The 15,783-nt window shown below is 71.0% G+C and carries 12 protein-coding genes; 4 read left to right on the plus strand and 8 right to left on the minus strand.

Features of this window, described 5'->3' with window-relative positions; genetic code table 11:
- Positions 1-223: 223 nt before the first annotated feature.
- Both ACF07B_RS37375 and ACF07B_RS37380 read left to right on the plus strand, forming a co-directional pair.
- The gene (locus ACF07B_RS37375) at positions 224-394 is read left to right on the plus strand and encodes a hypothetical protein (protein WP_392182198.1); all 171 of its coding nucleotides are present in this window, start codon (positions 224-226) and stop codon (positions 392-394) included.
- Between the two features lie 75 nt (positions 395-469).
- Positions 470-853: an ATP-binding cassette domain-containing protein gene (locus tag ACF07B_RS37380; protein WP_392182199.1), complete on the plus strand. Its 384-nt coding sequence runs from the start codon at positions 470-472 to the stop codon at positions 851-853.
- Here ACF07B_RS37380 and ACF07B_RS37385 read toward each other — a convergent pair.
- Genes ACF07B_RS37385 through ACF07B_RS37415 form a run of 7 tightly spaced genes read right to left on the minus strand, consistent with a single transcriptional unit; the run spans position 759 to position 10,575 of the window.
- The gene (locus ACF07B_RS37385; protein ID WP_392182200.1) at positions 759-1,376 is read right to left on the minus strand and encodes an NADPH-dependent F420 reductase; all 618 of its coding nucleotides are present in this window, start codon (positions 1,374-1,376) and stop codon (positions 759-761) included. The genes ACF07B_RS37380 and ACF07B_RS37385 overlap by 95 nt on opposite strands.
- A 29-nt stretch (positions 1,377-1,405) precedes the next feature.
- Positions 1,406-2,647, minus strand: a complete 1,242-nt coding sequence (locus tag ACF07B_RS37390; protein WP_392182201.1) for a beta-ketoacyl-[acyl-carrier-protein] synthase family protein — start codon at positions 2,645-2,647, stop codon at positions 1,406-1,408.
- Complete coding sequence (locus ACF07B_RS37395) at positions 2,644-3,948, minus strand: beta-ketoacyl-[acyl-carrier-protein] synthase family protein (protein WP_392182202.1); 1,305 nt, start codon at positions 3,946-3,948, stop codon at positions 2,644-2,646. Before ACF07B_RS37395 ends, ACF07B_RS37390 begins: the two co-directional genes overlap by 4 nt.
- A complete protein-coding gene (locus ACF07B_RS37400) occupies positions 3,945-4,409 on the minus strand; it encodes an SRPBCC family protein (protein ID WP_392182203.1) in 465 nt (154 codons plus the stop codon). Before ACF07B_RS37400 ends, ACF07B_RS37395 begins: the two co-directional genes overlap by 4 nt.
- Positions 4,396-8,436 carry an amino acid adenylation domain-containing protein gene (locus ACF07B_RS37405; protein ID WP_392182204.1) on the minus strand — a complete coding sequence of 1,347 codons (4,041 nt, stop codon included), beginning with the start codon at positions 8,434-8,436 and terminating at the stop codon, positions 4,396-4,398. Before ACF07B_RS37405 ends, ACF07B_RS37400 begins: the two co-directional genes overlap by 14 nt.
- Positions 8,433-8,726, minus strand: a complete 294-nt coding sequence (locus tag ACF07B_RS37410; protein WP_362395738.1) for an acyl carrier protein — start codon at positions 8,724-8,726, stop codon at positions 8,433-8,435. The genes ACF07B_RS37405 and ACF07B_RS37410 overlap by 4 nt, the downstream gene beginning before the upstream one ends.
- A gap of 40 nt (positions 8,727-8,766) precedes the next feature.
- Positions 8,767-10,575, minus strand: coding sequence for an acyl-CoA dehydrogenase family protein (locus ACF07B_RS37415; RefSeq protein WP_392182205.1), 1,809 nt, complete (start codon positions 10,573-10,575; stop codon positions 8,767-8,769).
- Between the two features lie 836 nt (positions 10,576-11,411).
- Between ACF07B_RS37415 and ACF07B_RS37420 the strand changes: the two genes are divergently transcribed.
- Together ACF07B_RS37420 and ACF07B_RS37425 are read left to right on the plus strand one after the other, a co-directional pair.
- Positions 11,412-11,903, plus strand: coding sequence for a MarR family winged helix-turn-helix transcriptional regulator (locus tag ACF07B_RS37420; protein ID WP_362395744.1), 492 nt, complete (start codon positions 11,412-11,414; stop codon positions 11,901-11,903).
- A gap of 419 nt (positions 11,904-12,322) precedes the next feature.
- On the plus strand, positions 12,323-13,879 hold the full coding sequence (locus ACF07B_RS37425) for an MFS transporter (protein ID WP_392182206.1): 1,557 nt from the start codon (positions 12,323-12,325) through the stop codon (positions 13,877-13,879).
- A 93-nt stretch (positions 13,880-13,972) separates the two neighbouring features.
- On the opposite strand, the gene ACF07B_RS37430 is transcribed toward ACF07B_RS37425, so the two are convergent.
- Positions 13,973-15,535, minus strand: coding sequence for an APC family permease (locus ACF07B_RS37430; protein WP_392182207.1), 1,563 nt, complete (start codon positions 15,533-15,535; stop codon positions 13,973-13,975).
- Positions 15,536-15,783: the final 248 nt, after the last annotated feature.

Below are 15,783 nucleotides of genomic sequence, written 5' to 3' on the forward strand. Positions count from 1 at the left end.
GCACCGGCCCACCCCAAAATGGCCCCCCACCTCCCAAATCCCCCCCGGCCCGGGGGGGGGGGGCGGGGGGGGGGGGGGCCCCCGGGCCGGGCCCCCCCCCCCCGCGTTCGTGAAGAGACCTCCCCTGGGCACCGTCGGAATCCAGCAAAGCGGCGAGGTGTCGCTTAGTCCAACTTCGGTCGTGATTGCTCCCGTTACGATCATCGGCGGCCCTGGAAGCGTCATGACCAACCAGGGTGAATTACCAAACGGAAGAAAAAAAATGCGCAAGTTGGCAGTCGGCGTGCTCGCCGGCGGAATCTTCGCCCTGAGCGCCGGGACCGCGATGGCGGTCTCGTGGCGCGACATTCCGACGCTCACCACGGGGGGCGCAAGCTTCAAGGGTGGTCAGTAGTCGGCCACTCAGGCAAGACCGCGGGTCCAGGACGTACGCCTGGGCCCGCACGCTTCTTTGGGGGAAGCCAACAGCATGTCAGAAATACTTGTTGTCACGGGAGTCGACCTCTCCTACGGCAATCAGCCGGCCGTTCTCGACGCCCACCTCTCGGTGTCCGTCGGGGAAGTCGTGGCGATCACCGGACAGAGCGGTTCCGGAAGGTCCTCGCTGCTCTACTGCCTCGCCGGGGTTCTGCCCGCCGCGCGCGGTCAGGTGCGGTTCGAAGGGCGGGCGCTCGGGCTGGTGGCCGCACAGGGTCCGGGGCGCCGGGTTCGCCGTACGGCGCACAGGGCTCGGAGCGCCGGCCCGCTGCCGCCCCGGGTCATGCCGCGGACACCCCCGTCGAGCTCACCCCCGACAGTGCCATCCGTTCCACCCGGCGTGCCTGGTTCAGGCCTCCGGCGTCGACGTAGGTGAAGGGGGTGGCGGCGCACAGCCGCAGGAACGTCCGTTTCGCCTCGGGGTCGTCGGAGATCACCTGGATGGCGGGGACGGCCTGATCCGGGTGTCCGTCGAACGCCTCCCACCACACGTTCTTGAAGGCGCCCACCAGCCGGGCACCGGGGAACGCGGCGGCGAGGTCCTCGGTGCCGCCGACCGCCCAGGGGCCCACGAAGTCGATGTGCCCGCCGGTGAACGGGTTGGTGATGTCCACCAGGATCTTCCCGCGCAGACCGGCCCGCCAGGGCCTGAGCTGCTGCACCGCTCCCTGGACGCCGAGGAAGGCGGGGACGATCACCGACGACCGCGCGACGACCTCCTCGCAGCACCCGCCGGTCACGACCGCCCCGCTCTCACCCTTCGGGCCGGTCGCCCCCGTCACCCCCGTCACCCCATGTCCCCCGGCGCCCGAGCCGAGCAGCACCTCGTGGCCGGCCCGGGCGAACATCGCCGCCAGGGTGACGGCGATCCCGCCGGTTCCCAGTACGCCGATCGTCATGGCCGTGTTCTCCCTTCCCCGGTCCCGGCTCATGCCGTACGCGTCAGCACCAGGCTGACGTTGTGTCCTCCGAAGCCGAAGGAGTTGGCGAGCGCCGCGTCCCACCGGCCCGTGCGGTTCGCGCCGCGGACCACGTCCAGCCGGATGCCCGGGTCGGGTTCGTCCAGGTTGCGGGTGGCGGGGACCACCCCGTGGTGGAGCGAGAGCAGCGCGGACATCGCCCCGAACGCCCCCGAGGCGCCGAGCATGTGACCGGTCATCGACTTGGTCGCGGTCACCACGGGGTGCTCGCCCAGCGCCTTCGCCACCGCCTCGGCCTCGGCGAGATCGCCGCCCGGGGTCGAGGTGGCGTGGGCGTGCACATGGCCGACGTCACGCGGCTCCAGTCGCGCGTCCCGCAGTGCCGCCCGCATCGCGAGGACCTGCCCCTCGGTGTCGGACGCCGAGATGTGCCGGGCGCTGGAGTTGACCGCGGCGCCCGCCACCGTGCCGTAGACGCGGGCACCCCGGGCGCGGGCGAACTCGGCGCGTTCCAGGACCAGGACGGCGGCGCCCTCGGCCATCACGAAGCCCGAGCGGGCGGCGTCGAACGGCCGGGACACGGCGGCCGGATCGCCCTGCTGCCGTGACAGTGCCTTCATCTGCGCGAACGCGGCCACCATGAAGGGATGCAGGCAGGCCTCGGTGCCCCCGGCCACCACGACGTCGGCGCGGTCCAGCCGGATCAGGTCCAGTGCCAGGGCGATCGACTCGGCGCCCGAGGCACAGGCGCTCGCCGGGGAGCGGGCACCCGCCCGCGCCCCCAGATCGATGCTGACCCACGCCGCCGGTCCGTTCGGCATCAGCATGGGGACCGCGAACGAGGACAGCTTGCGCATGCCCACCCGCTCGTACAGGTCGTCCTGTCCGAGCGCGCTCAGGATGCCCCCGATCCCGGTGCCGACGACCACGGCGAGACGCTCCGGTTCGACCTGGGGCCGGCCCGCGTCCCCGAAGGCCTCGCGGGCCGCCGCCACGGCCAGTTGTTCGCCGCGGTCGAGCTTGCGGGCCTGGACCCGGCCGAGCACCTCGACCGGGTCCGCGGTCACCGTCCCCGCGATCCGCACCGGCAGATCCCCGGGCCAGTCCTCGTACTCCTCGTCCAGGCCGCGCACTCCGGACCGGGAGTCGAGCAGGGCCTGCCACGAATCGGCCGCGGTGGCGCCGAGCGGCGTCATGGCGCCCAGTCCCGTCACGACCGCGCCGTGGTCCCGGCTTCCGGCCGGCGTCACGTCACGTCCCCTTCGCCGTCGGCGCGGTCGACCGGGCCACGGAAGGTCAGGGCCACGTTGTGGCCGCCGAACCCGGCCGAGTTCTTCACCGCGACGTTCTGCTCGGGCCCCAGCTTGAGCGGGCTGCCGTGCACCACGTCGACCGAGAGCCCCTCGTCGAGACGGGTGAAGTTACGGGTCGGCGGCACCAGGCCGTGGTACAGGGAGAGGATCGTGGTGATCGACTCGATCGCGCCCGCCGCACCGAGGCTGTGCCCGGTCATCGACTTGTTCGCGGTCAGCGCCGGACCCTGGTCCGCGTCCCCGAACACGGCTCGCACCGCGCGCGCCTCGGACGCGTCGCCGGGGCCCGTCGCGGTGCCGTTGGCGTTGAAGAGCGCGACGTCCGCGGGGGTCACACCGGCGTCCGCGAGCGAGGTGCGGACGGCCGCGACGGTGCCGGTGCCGTTCGGCTCCGGCTGCACGATGTGGTAGGCGTCCGACGAGATGCCCACGCCGGCGAGCTCGGCGTAGATCCGGGCGCCGCGCTCGCGTGCGTGCCGCTCGGACTCCAGGACGAGGATGCCCGCGCCTTCGCCGAGGACCATCCCGTCGCGGTCCGCGTCGTACGGGCGGCAGGCGGAGGCCGGGTCGTCGACCCGCTGCGACAGCGCCCGCATGGCCGCGAACGAGGACAGCACGAGGGGGTGCAGCGGGGCTTCCGCGCCGCCCGCGACCACGATGTCCGCGTCCCCGGCGCGGATCAGTTCGGCCGCCGTGACCAGCGCCTGGGTTCCGGAGGAGCAGGCGTTCACCGTGGCGTGCACGCCGAGGCGCGCGTTCACCAGCAGGGCGACGGCGGCCGCGGAGCCGTTGCCCATGGACATCGGCACGGTCATGGGGGGTACGCGCCGCCAGCCCCGCGTCTTCAGCGCCTCCCAGCCGTCGATGATCGAGGTCATGTCGCCGAGCGCGGCCGAGACCACCACGGCGACCCGGTGCGGGATGGTGGGCGTGTCGTCGAGCCCCGCGTCGGACCACGCCTCCGCCGCGGCCTTGACCGCGAACTGGGCGGAGCGGCTCAACCGCCGGCGCTGCTGGTGTTCGAGGCCGAGGCCGGGGTCCACCGTCGCCCGCCCGCCGAGCAGCGGAGGGAGGTCCTTGGCCCAGGGCTCGTCCAGCAGTCCTAAGCCGCTCTCACCGCGCAGCATCGCGTCCCAGGTGCCGGCCACGGTCTCGCCGAGCGGGGTGATCTCCCCGAGTCCGGTGACGACGACCTTCGTGCCCGCGCCCTGGCGGGTGTTCTCCTGACGTGTGTTCATCGGTTGCGCGCTCCCTGTCCGAGCTGTGCCGCGAGCTTTCCGGAGTCCTTCTTCACCGAGTTGACGAGCACCTTCCTGAGCAGGGACTTCGGCATGATCCCGAAGTAGTCCCCGGGCTCCACCTCGAACGTCCAGTGCACGGTGGTGGTCCCGTCCTCGTTCTCGGTGTAGTCGTACGTGCCGACGTAGCCGAACGGTCCTTCGAGGGTGTGGAACTTCGAGCGCCTGCCGGGCTCGAACTCGCTGATCTCGACGGTGAACTCCATCCGCTTGCCGATCAGCTGGAAGGTGATCTCGTACCGGCCGCCGGGCCGCGGCTCCCCGTCGAGCAGCTTCACGTCCACGCAGGCCGCCTGCCATACGGGGTCCTGGGCGGGGTCCGAGATCTGCGCGAACGCCTCTTTCGGCGTCACCGGGAGGCGGAACGCGTACTCGGCCTTCACCACTTCAGTCGCTGCCATTGTCGGTGGGTCCTTCCATGTGGGGTGCGATCGCCCGGGCGGCGGTCTCGGCGTGCGGCGGGTACATCACCGAGTTGTGGTCCCCGGGGACGTCCATGACGGTCAGTGATCCCTTGATCAGGGCCTCCCAGCCGAGCCGCGGTCCGTACGCGGCGGGCTCGTCGGCCGCGCGGAGCAGGACCAGGTCCAGCTCGGCGGGTTCGGGGAGGTAGGTCTGCAGGGCGATGCCGTTGGCGAGGTAGGCCTCGAAGTAGCGCAGGATCTGCGCGCGGTCCGCGTCCTCGGCGAGGACCCCGATGGCGGCGGCCCGCTGGAGGATGTGGTCGAACGCGGCGTCACCGCCGAGGGCGCGCAGGTCGTCCGCGGGGATGTCGAGCGTCTTCCCGGCGGGTACGGCGAGGTCCCGTGCGAACCAGGAGAGGATCGTCGAGTCGTCGGCGGACTCCGGGATGTTCTCCTCGACGGGTGCCCGGCTGTCGATGCCGATCAGGAACTCGATCTCCTCGCCCTCGGCACGCAGTTGGCAGGCCACCTCGTAGCCGATCACGCCGCCGAAGCACCAGCCGCCGAGGGCGTACGGGCCGGCCGGCTGGATCTCCCTGAGGTACTCGATGTAGCGGGTGGCCATGGCCTCCACGCTGATCTCCGCCTCGCCCTCGTTCTGGATGCCGGGGGCCTCGATGGCCAGGACCGGCCTGCCCGGCGGGAGGTGGTGGGTCAGCTCGACGTAGCAGAACACGGTGCCGCCGAAGGGGTGGAAGAGGAAGACGGGCCGTTGGCCCGCCGTGCCTTCCCGCAGGGTGACGACCGGGGTGCGCGAGGTCCCCTGGCCGCCGGACCGCACGATGGCGGCCAGTTCGGCGATGGTGCCCTGGCGCAGCATGTCGGAGATCGGTATCTCCACGTCCCATTCGGCGCGGACGGCCGCGCTGAGCCGGACGGCGAGCAGCGAGTGGCCGCCCACGTCGAAGAAGTTGTCGTGGATGCCGACCTGGGAGATCCCGAGGATCTCGGTCCACATCCGCGCCAGGACGATCTCGGTCGCGTCGCGCGGCTGCTCGAAACCGGCGTCCGAGGAGACGACGGGTTCCGGCAGCCGGTTCCGGTCGATCTTCTTGTTGGCGGTCAGGGGCAGTTCGTCGAGGACCATGACGATGCCCGGCACCATGTACGGCGGCAGCGACACCGCGGCCGCCGACTTGACGTCCGCCGTCCGCAGCTCGGTCCCGGGCTCGGCGACCAGATAGGCGACGAGCCGGTCGTCGCGGACGACGACGACGGCCGTGGAGATTCCGTCCACCGCCGCGAGGACGGCCTCGACCTCGGAGAGTTCGATGCGGTAGCCGCGCAGCTTGACCTGGTTGTCCAGGCGGCCGTGGTGCAGCAGCCGCCCGTCGCTCGTCCAGCGGGCCCGGTCGCCGGTGCGGTAGAGGCGCCGGTCGGGGGCGGCGGGCAGTCCGGTGACGAACCGCTCCGCGGTCAGCTCCGGCCGGTCCCAGTAGCCGAGGGCGAGGCCGTCGCCGCCGATCCACAGCTCGCCGGGGACTCCCGGCTCGACGCCACGGCCCTGGGGGTCGAGGACGTGGAGCTGGGTGTTGGCGAGGGGCGCGCCGATGTCGATGCCGGACGAGGGATCCACCCGGCCGGCGGTGGACCAGACGGTCGTCTCGGTCGGCCCGTACACATTGCGCAGGCTCGCCACCCGTCCGGCCAGGAACTCGGCGAGGTCCAGGGGGAGTTCCTCCCCGCCGCACAGGACGTTGAGCCGTGCGCAGCCCTTCCAGCCGGCGTCGCGCAGCATGCGCCAGGAGGTGGGGGTGGCCTGCATCCAGGTGGCGCCGGAGTCGTCGATGCGGGCCGCGAGGGCGGCACCGTCGCCGGCCGTCGTGCTGTCGCACACGATGACCCGGCCGCCGGCCACCAGGGGCATGTACAGCTCGAGGCCGGCGATGTCGAAGGAGATCGTCGTGACGGCGAGGAGGCTGTCCGAGGCGGTGAACCCGGTGTCGTCCCGCATCGCGAGGAGCAGGTTCGTCAGCGCGTGATGGGGGATTGCCACACCCTTGGGGCGTCCGGTGGAGCCCGAGGTGTAGAGGATGTACGCCAGGTCGGAGGGACCGGACGTGGGCGCTTCCACATCCCTGTCCGCGCCGGTGCTCCGCACCCCGGCGGCGAGGTCGTCCAGTTCCAGCACCGGAAGGCCGGGCGGCCGGCCCTCGCGCAGGTCGCTCCTGCTGATCAGGAGCCGGGCGCGGGAGTCCTCGGCCATGTAGGCCAGCCGCTCGACGGGGAGTTTCGGGTCGAGCGGGACGTAGGCGGCGCCCACGTCCAGGACCGCCAGGAGCGAGGCCACGAGCGTCGCTCCGCGTTCGGCCATCACCGCGATCCGGTCGCCCGGCACGATACCGGCCGTCCGCAGGGCCGCCGCGGTGTGCTCGACCGCGTCCAGCAGCCGGGCGTAGCTCCACTCCTCGCCCTCGGCGGTCAGCGCGGTCGCGCCGGGTGTACGCGCGACCTGGTCCCGGAAGAGCTCCGGCAGCCGGGCCGCGGGTATCGCGCGCTCGGGTCCGGTGCCCCAGGCGGCGAGCCGTGCCCGCTGGTGCTCGTCGCCGCGTGCCAGGGCGCGCAGCGGCTCGTCCGGCCGGGCGACCAGGGTCTCCACCGTGGTGACGAAGGTGGCGGCGAGTTCACGGGCCGTGCCCGCCCCGAAGATGTCGGTGTTGTAGCGCAGGACGCCCGCGAAGGCGCCGTCCCGTTCCGCGCCCATCTCGATCCACAGATCGGTCTGGCCCTCCTGCTGCGGCAGCGGATACGGCCGCAGGGTGGCGCCCGCGATGTCCAGCTCGGCGCCCGGGCCGGGCTCCAGCAGGAAGAACGCGTCCATGTCGTGGAGGAACGGCAGCCGGTCCCAGGCGAAGCCCGCCTGGTACAGCGGTGTCCGGCTGGGATCCCGCGGCGGGGCGAGCTCCCGTACCAGCCAGGGGAAGGGCAGTTCCTGTGCCCGCATGGCTTCGAGCACCCGCTCGCGGGAGGAGGTGAGCAGCCCGCGGTACGTGGACTCCTCGTCGACCTCGCCCCGTACGACGACGGTGTTGACGAAGTTGCCGAGGGCGTCGCGGAACCGCCGGTGCAGCCGGCCGGAGGTCGGGGTGCCGACCAGGATGTCCGACTGGCCGCTCAGCCGGCTCAGCAGCACGAAGTAGGCCGACAGCAGCACCGTGTACGGCGTCGCCGAGGTCTCCCGCGCCAGGCGGCGTACCGCTTCGGTCGTGGCGGCGGACAGCGCGAACGGGGCCGATCCGCCGTCGTAGGACGGGGCGGGCGGGCGCGGCCGGTCTCCGTAGAGATCCAGATGGGTCGGCGCGTCCCCCAGGCGCTTCTCCTCGCCGTCGCGCAGGGCCCGTGCCTTCTCGCCGTCCAGGAACGACTGCTGGTGGTCGGCGTACGCGGCGAAGGCGCCGCCGTCGAGGGTGAACCGGCCCGGTGTTCCCTCCAGCCGGGCGCGGACCTCGGAGAGGAGCAGGGCCAGTGACCAGAAGTCGGCCGCGATGTGATGCATCACGAGGGCGAACACCCAGGTGCGCTCGCCGGTGCGGTACAGGTGCACGCGCCACAGCGGCGGCCGGGACAGGTCGAACGGGGTCCGGCTGTCCGTCCTGACGAGGTCCCGCAGCTTCTCCGGGTCGGTCCCCCGGGCGTCGGTGAGGCGGATGTCGAGGGGGACCGCGTCGCGCACGAACTGCTCGGGCCCCTGCGGGCCGCGTCGGAAGCCGGTCCGCAGGGCCTCGTGTTCACGGGTGAGGTCGTCGAGGATGTTCCGGGCCCGGGCGCCGAGTCCGGCGTCGGCGGTGACCTCGGCGCCGAACACGATGTGGTACGCGGAGCACCCCGGGTCGGTCTCGTGGATGAACCAGAGCCCTGCCTGCTGGGCGTTGACGGGACGCACGGAGTCGACCGGAGAGGCCGGGTCTGTCGGGTTCACCGGAGCGGCCGTGCCGGCCGTCGTCGTCAGGTGCGCTGTCGTCATCGCGGGCCGTCCGTGGCCGCGGAGACGGGCTGGGCGTTCATCAGCTTCCAGAGCGCCTCGGACAGGGTGTCCACCGTCGGGTGGTCCCACAGCAGGTCCACGGGCAGGTCGGAGAGCCCGCAGACGTCCTCGATCTCCATGCCGACGGTCAGCGCCGCCATGGAGTCCAGGCCGTAGTCGGTGAAGGGCCGGTCGGTCTCCAGCTCGGCGGCCGGGACTCCCGCTTCGGTGGCCACCGCTTCGAGGAGGACCTTCTTCACTTCGTCGATCGTCATGTCGGTCGTGCTCATCGCAGGTCGGTACCTTTCGGTGTTCGGCAGTGAGGGCATGTCAGGCGGCGTTCGACTCGTGGCCCCGGCGGGCCTCGCCCGCGCCGGGCGCGGCCATGCGCGTGCGGCGGATCGAGAAGAACTCGTCGGTGGCGTACTGGGAGTTCAGCTGGGCGAAGAGCCGCTGGGCGGTCGCCGGGTCGAGGTCGCCGGACTCGTACTGGTGGACCTGCCTGCGGGCCAGCGCGGCCTGGAGCCACTCGCCGTCGGCGAAGAACTCGTCGAGGTGGTCCCGGTTGAACAGCCACACGCCGAGGGCGGCGACCTTGGCGTGCAGGGCGCTCAGTTCCTCCGCCACCCGGATCAGCCGGGGCGGGGTGGACTTGGCGGAGGCCGACGGCTGTGCGGGCTGCCCGGCGCTCCACCGCCGTACCTCGTGGATCCGTGCGAGCAGCGCGTCGAGTTCGTGGCGCAGTTCCTCGGCCCGGCCGCGCAGGTCGGCGAGCCGGTCCGCGTCGCAGCCGGCGGAGGGTGACACCTCCGCGAGGCGGGTGATCAGCGCGGGCAGGCTGGCGAACGTGGCGTCCCTGCCGCGCCCGAACACGCTCACCCGGTGCGGCTCGAAGACGGGCAGTGCGGCCCGCAGGTCGTACAACGCCTGCCAGTCCTCGTCCGGGGTGTGCCCATGTGCCTTGGCCAGGGCGGGCAGTTGGAGCGCGAGGCTGTCCAGGCAGACCGGCTCGCTGCCGTCGAAGACGGACACGACGGCGCCGTCGCGGAGCATCTTCTGGAAGGTGCCCACGTGTTCGGCGGACCGCATGAAGTACCGGGCGCCCAGCGTGCGGGCCAGCCCCTTGCTGTTGAAGTCGACCAGGCGGGCCACCTGCACCTTCGCCAGGTTCGCCCAGATGCTGAACTGCTCGGTGTACAGGTGCAGTCCGCGCATCGCGACGAGGCTCTCGCACTCGGCGACGAGCAGGCTCAGGTAGGCGTTGGCGAGGGATTCGGTGACGTACGGGATCTCGGTCGCGGGTCCGTCGTAGAGGACCCGGTCCGACAGGAACCCGGCCACCGTCCGCAGCATGGTGTCGCCCGTGCCGAGCGACAGGCCGGTGCAGAAGGTCCGGGTGATCAGGAGGCCGCGCAGGGCGAGTTCGAGTCCTTCGCCCTCGGCGCCCAGCCGGGCCGAGGCGTCCACCCGGGCGCCGTCGAAGGCGATTCCGCTGATGTCGCAGCCGCGCAGTCCGTAGGTCGGGACGCGGGGGACGCCGGTCACCTCGCCGGAGAGGATCTGCGACCGGTCCACGAGGAACATGGACTGCTGCCGCTTGGCCGGTGTGGTCTCGTCGCCGGTGATTCCGAGCAGCACCACGTGGGTGGAGGTCCGGCCCCGGTTGATCGGCCACTTCTCACCGGTCAGGACGTACTGTCCGCCGTCCGGGGTGGCCGTGAACCGGTTGGCGGCCAGGTCGGCGCCGTGTTCCGGCTCGGAGTAGGCCAGACAGGGGACGACCCCTTCGCCCAGGACCGTGGCCGCGTGCTTCTCCTGCTGCTCGGCGTTCCCGCCGATCCAGGCGAGCATCATCCAGACCTGGGTGCTCTCGCTCACCGCGACGTTCATGTCCCGGCGGGCGATCACCCTGGTCAGCATGAGGATGTCCTCGGCGGCCCGGAGATCGCCGCCCAGTCGTTCGGGAACGAAATAACGGTTGAATCCGAAAGCACGGACCTGTTCGATTCCCGCGGACGGCAGCTCGTCCCGTTCGTCGAGCGCAAGAGCCCCGGCGAATGATAAAGAGTTCCGCTCCACCGCGGGGTCGCCGAGCCAGTCCTCCAGGGCTTCGGCGAGAGCGGTGCTTGATTGTTTCATCGAGCGTTTCCATTCCATGCTGGAGAGGACGCGGGCGTCGAAAAGCAGCCCTGTCCGAAAAACGGCCGTGGTGATGGAGAGGTGCGTGACAAAACAACGCACGGCGCGACGCGCGTAGCGCGGCACGGTGCGAGATGTCAGACCTGAGAAGTCGAATGAAGTCGGATCAGTGATGGATGCCGTGCCGGTGACGGCAGGCGGACGTTGGACGCCGGACCGGTGCTACAGACCGGTGATGGACGCCGGACCAGTGATTTCAGGCCAGTTGTGTCAGACCGGCACTGTGGGACCAGCGGTGTGGGGGCGGCGCGTACGAGCGCGCTCTCCCCGGCGTCAGCGTTGTCCGCGACAGCATCTGATCGAAAAATTAACCATTTCTGTTTTCCCCCGTTGCGCTAAGCGCCTCTGTTTTCCCCGTGCGTGTCCAGGTCGCTGTCAGCGATGTTCTGGCCAGGCAATTCAGGAGCCTAGCAGGCGCTCCCCGTCAACCCATGTGACTCGGGCCACAAGGAGGCTTCGTCACTCCGGCCGAATGCCTGATTCCGCACGCGGTCATCGAAAGGCTGACCTCGGCCATTTCCGGAGAATGATCGGTTCCATTTCGCCGAATGCGGACCGTGATGGTCCGTTCGATTTTGCGTCGATGTAACGGACGGCGTCACGGCGCCGTAGCGGACGGGTGAATTCCCCTCGGCCCGCAGCCCCCCGCGGGGTGGCCGCCGGTGCGGCGCGGGCGGGCCGTGATCGAGCGCGATCCCGCCAAGGGGGAGGGTTCCCCGCGGAGGAATCGTTGTATCTTCGATGGTGGAGACTGCCACGATCGAAGGAGACGGCTCATGGTGCGCAGCGGTAACGCCGAGCAGCACGGGGCGTCCCCCCGCAAGGATTTCCTGATCGCCGAGCGTCCCGGCTACCTGCTGCACAAGGCGGGGCTGGTGCTGGTGGAGGACGTGGAGAAGGCGCTCGCCGGGGTCGGTATGCGTATCCGCGACTTCTTCGTGCTGGCCGCCCTGGCGGGCGGGCCCGAGCTCTCGCAGCAGGATCTGAGCCGGCTGCTCAATCTCGATCCGACCACGGTCGTGACGGTGATCGACGAGATGGAGCGCAACGGTCATGTCGAGCGACGGCGCAATCCGGCCGACCGGCGGCGCTACAACCTGATCCTCACGGACTCCGGCCGTGCGGCGCTCGCGACGGCGGACCGGGTGGCCACGGAGGTCGAGTCGGCCTTCTTCGGCGCGCTCGCGGAGGATGATCGCGAGGCGCTGCGCAGGATGCTCGGCGTCCTGATGGCGGGCCGCTGGCCCGCCTCCGTCTGCTCCGACTGACGCACACTCCCCGCCCTGCCCCGGGCCCTCCGCCGGCCCCGCGCTTCCGGGGCCGCGCGGGCTTTCCGGCTGCCCCCCGCTTTCGGGTCCGTCCCGGGCCCGACCCGTCCCGCGCGTGATTCCGGTCGTTCCTGGAGTCGATGAGCGCCTCCCCGTAGAAGCCCGCTGTGCCGTGTCGACGGTGCCGCGGGCTTCTGTCGTTCCCGTGGCTGTCACTCCAGGTGACCGCGCTCCGGCGAAGGGCAGGCCGCAGGTCCGGCCGACCCGCCGGTCACTACGGACCGTCACGAACGTTGACGTATGGCTTTCCAATCATCTAGATTTCCATCATCTAAAGATCCCGTTGATTGGAAGGTTCTCGCATGTCCGCAGAACGCGCTCCGTCGCCCACTAGGTGGTGGACACTCGGGATCGTCGCGTTGGGCTCGTTCATGCTGATGCTCGATCTGAGCGTGGTCTCCATCGCGCTGCCCCAGATCCACCGCTCCCTGGGAGGCAGCTTCGCCGACCTGCAGTGGGTGTTCGACGCCTACGCCCTGACGCTGGCGATCTTCCTGGTGGCGGCGGGCTCGCTCGCCGACCGGATCGGCCGCAAGAAGGTCTTCCAGGTCGGCTTCGCCATCTTCACCCTCGCCTCGCTGGCCTGCGGTCTGGCCGACGGATCGGGTCAGCTGAGCTGGTTCCGCGCCGTCCAGGGTGTCGGCGCCGCGATCATGTTCGCGGTCGGTCCGGCGATGCTCAGTCACGAGTTCCACGGCAAGGAGAGGGCGACCGCCTTCACCGCGTTCGGCGCCGCCGTCGGTCTCGCCGTCGCCACCGGCCCGCTCATCGGCGGTTCGCTGATCAACGCGCTGTCCTGGCGCTGGATCTTCTACATCAACGTGCCGGTCGGTGCGCTGGCCCTCCTCGTCGGCGCGCTGCGCGTCCGCGAGTCGCTCAACAAGCGGGCCCACCCCACCGACTGGACCGGTCTCGCCACCTTCAGCATCGCGCTCGGGGCGCTGGTCTTCGCGACCATCCGCGGGCCCGTGGAGGGCTGGACCTCCGGCACCACGCTCGGTCTGTACGCGGCCAGCGCGCTCTTCCTGGTGCTCTTCGTGGTCATCGAGCGCCGGTTGGGCGAGCGGGCCCTGATCGACCTCGCGTTCTTCCGCAGCCCCACCTTCGTGGGCATCTCCCTGGTCGCCATGATCGGCAACGCCGGAGCCCTGCCGTCGGTGTTCTTCGAGACCAGCTACCTGGAGAACATGCTGCACGTGGACGCCTGGGGCACGGGCCTGCGGTTCCTGCCGCTGACCGGCGCGATGTTCGTCGCCGGCGCGCTCGGCGGCGGGCTCATCGGCAAGGTCCCCTTCCGGGTGCTGCTGGGCGGCTCGACCGCGGTCATGGCCGTCGGCATCCTGTTCCTGAACCTCACCGAGGCCGATTCGTCCTGGACCGTGCTCGTCCCGGCGCTGGTCATCTCCGGCTTCGGCATGGGCGCCTTCAACCCGGCCAGGGCGGCGCTCGCCATCGGCGTCACGGAACCGGCCAAGGCCGGTGTCGCCTCCGGCATCAACGAGACCTTCCAGCAGGTCGGTATCGCGGTCGGTATCGCCGCCGTCGGCGCGTACTTCCAGCACAGCGTGGCCGACGACTTCACTACCTCCGCGGTCGGCAAGCAGATGGGCAGCGGCGCCGCCGAGGAGGCCGCGCACGGCATCAGCGCCGGCTCGCTCGACGCCGTCGCCAAGGCCTCGGGCCCCCTGCACGACAAGGTGCTGGCCGCCGGGCAGGACGCGTTCATGAGCGCCTTCCACGGCGCCATGACCCTGAGCGCGATCCTCGGGTTCGTCGCCGCGGTCATCGGCTTCACGATGCTCCGTACGAAGGACCTGCACGCCAGCGCGCTGTCGACCATTCCGCCGGACGTCGACGAGGACGGCGAAGTGCGGTCCGACGGCTCGACGGACGTCGCGGTGGGCGCGCCGGCCTGACGCCACCGTCCCTCCGGAACCCCGCCCCGGTGGCCTCTTCCCCCGCGCCACCGGGGCGGCTCACCGCTGTCCTGACCCGCACCGACGTGCGGGTCAGTGGCCTTCCCGGTCGTGGGACGAGACCCGGATCGTCTCCTTGCGGAAGTAGGACGGGCGGACCGCGCCGTACACGAGCATCAGGACGGCTCCGAGCAGAAGCGCGCCGACGCCGGTGACGAAGACGCCGCCGAGCTGCCAGTGCGGCGGGAACGGCAGGGTCCACGAGGTGCTGCCGTAGTCGGCGGCGGCGTACACGAAGCAGGCGTTGACGAAGAAGTACAGGAGCATCAGGCCGCCCAGGCCCGGCATGATCCCGCGCGTCCAGAGGTCGCGCGGGCTGCGCGTGAGGACCTTGCGGTAGTACCAGACGCAGGCGAAGCCCGTCAGTCCGTAGTAGAAGGCGATCATCAGGCCCACCGAGCCGATGGAGTCGGCCAGGACGTTCTCGCTCGCCCTGGTCAGCAGGACGTAGAAGACGATCGAGGCGATGCCCATGCCCACGGTGGACCAGGTCGGGGTGAGGAACCGGGGGTGGATGCGGGCGAAGCGCTGCGGAATGGCCTTGAACGCGGCCATGGACAACGTGGTGCGGGCGGTCGGCAGGATGGTCGTCTGCGTGGAGGCCGCCGCGGAGGTGAGGACCATCACGATCAGGAGCTTGGTGGCGACCGTGCCCCAGCCCCCGGTGCCGAAGACCTCGGCGCCGAGACTGGAGAGGACGTCTCCGGAGTTGTCAGGGTTGCCCAGGCCGATGCCGTGCTCGCCGACCCCCGCGAAGGCCTGCGCGGACGTGGTGACCATGACGTAGACGAGCAGCAGGATGACGGTCGACATGACGGCCGCGCGGCCGGGAGTGCGGTCGCGGTCGACGGTCTCCTCGTTCACGGACACCGCGGTGTCCCAGCCCCAGTAGATGAACACTCCGGCGAGGATGCTCTTGGTCAGGTCGTCGAACGAGTTGATCTCGAAGGGGTTGAACCACGACCACGTTATCTCCGAGGAGACGTTCGGCGCCGTGCCGCCGTACACCTTGACCAGCGCGGTGACCGCCAGCAGACACAGCACCACGATCTCGATGCTGAGCAGCGCCTTCTGGAGGTTGGCCGAGAGCTCGATGCCGATGTAGCAGACCAGCGTCATGACGGCGATCCACAGCACGCCGACGACGGTCACCCAGAACGTGTTCTGCGCCAGCCCGTCCGCGCCCACGAGCTGGAAGCCGTACGCGCCGGCGATCTGGGCCAGGTTGGCCATCACGATGATGTCGGCCGCGACGATGCCCCAGCCGCCCAGCCAGCCGGTACGGGGGCCGAAGGCCCTGGCCGCCCAGGTGAACGTGGTGCCGCAGTCGGGATCGGCCCGGTTCAGCTCCTTGTAGCCGTAGGCGATCAGGAACATCGGGACGAAGGCGAGGATGATCACGATCGGCGACTGGAAGCCCACGATGCCGACGATGATGCCGAGGGTCGCCGCGAGGCTGTAGGCGGGGGCCGTGGAGGCCAGCCCGATCACTGTGCTGGAGAACAGGCTCAGGGCGCCGCCCTTGAGACCCTTCTCCGTGGACCCGGGGCCCAGCGGTGGCAGTGGCGCGGGCGGCGGGACGGATCGTGAGCTCATGACGCCCTCCGGAACCTGGTGGCGTCCGCCCGCCGAGGTCCACCGGGCGCACGCTGTCCCCGGCCCGGGGAGCTTCGGCCATCCCGGGAATCACCGGGGACGTCCGGGGGACCGGGCCGCTCCCACCAGCATGAACCCGCTCGCCGACAACCGGTAGTCGGGCCGCGTCCGGGCGGCTGTCACCCGTCGCGCGCCCGGCTCGCGACCCAGGCGGCCGGACTGGCCGCCGGCCTGTCCGACGAGGTCAT

The sequence above is a fragment of the Streptomyces sp. NPDC015532 genome (assembly GCF_043078065.1).
GTDB lineage: Bacteria > Actinomycetota > Actinomycetes > Streptomycetales > Streptomycetaceae > Streptomyces.

Excerpts from the sequence above, each read along its gene's own strand:
- ACF07B_RS37410 (WP_362395738.1), bottom strand. The coding sequence starts at position 8,726 with ATGAGCACGACCGACATGACGATCGACGAAGTGAAGAAGGTCCTCCTC.
- ACF07B_RS37395 (WP_392182202.1), bottom strand. The coding sequence starts at position 3,948 with ATGAACACACGTCAGGAGAACACCCGCCAGGGCGCGGGCACGAAGGTC.
- ACF07B_RS37385 (WP_392182200.1), bottom strand. The coding sequence starts at position 1,376 with ATGACGATCGGCGTACTGGGAACCGGCGGGATCGCCGTCACCCTGGCG.
- ACF07B_RS37380 (WP_392182199.1), top strand. The coding sequence starts at position 470 with ATGTCAGAAATACTTGTTGTCACGGGAGTCGACCTCTCCTACGGCAAT.
- ACF07B_RS37400 (WP_392182203.1), bottom strand. The coding sequence starts at position 4,409 with ATGGCAGCGACTGAAGTGGTGAAGGCCGAGTACGCGTTCCGCCTCCCG.
- ACF07B_RS37420 (WP_362395744.1), top strand. The coding sequence starts at position 11,412 with ATGGTGCGCAGCGGTAACGCCGAGCAGCACGGGGCGTCCCCCCGCAAG.
- ACF07B_RS37375 (WP_392182198.1), top strand. The coding sequence starts at position 224 with ATGACCAACCAGGGTGAATTACCAAACGGAAGAAAAAAAATGCGCAAG.
- ACF07B_RS37405 (WP_392182204.1), bottom strand. The coding sequence starts at position 8,436 with ATGACGACAGCGCACCTGACGACGACGGCCGGCACGGCCGCTCCGGTG.
- ACF07B_RS37430 (WP_392182207.1), bottom strand. The coding sequence starts at position 15,535 with ATGAGCTCACGATCCGTCCCGCCGCCCGCGCCACTGCCACCGCTGGGC.
- ACF07B_RS37415 (WP_392182205.1), bottom strand. The coding sequence starts at position 10,575 with ATGAAACAATCAAGCACCGCTCTCGCCGAAGCCCTGGAGGACTGGCTC.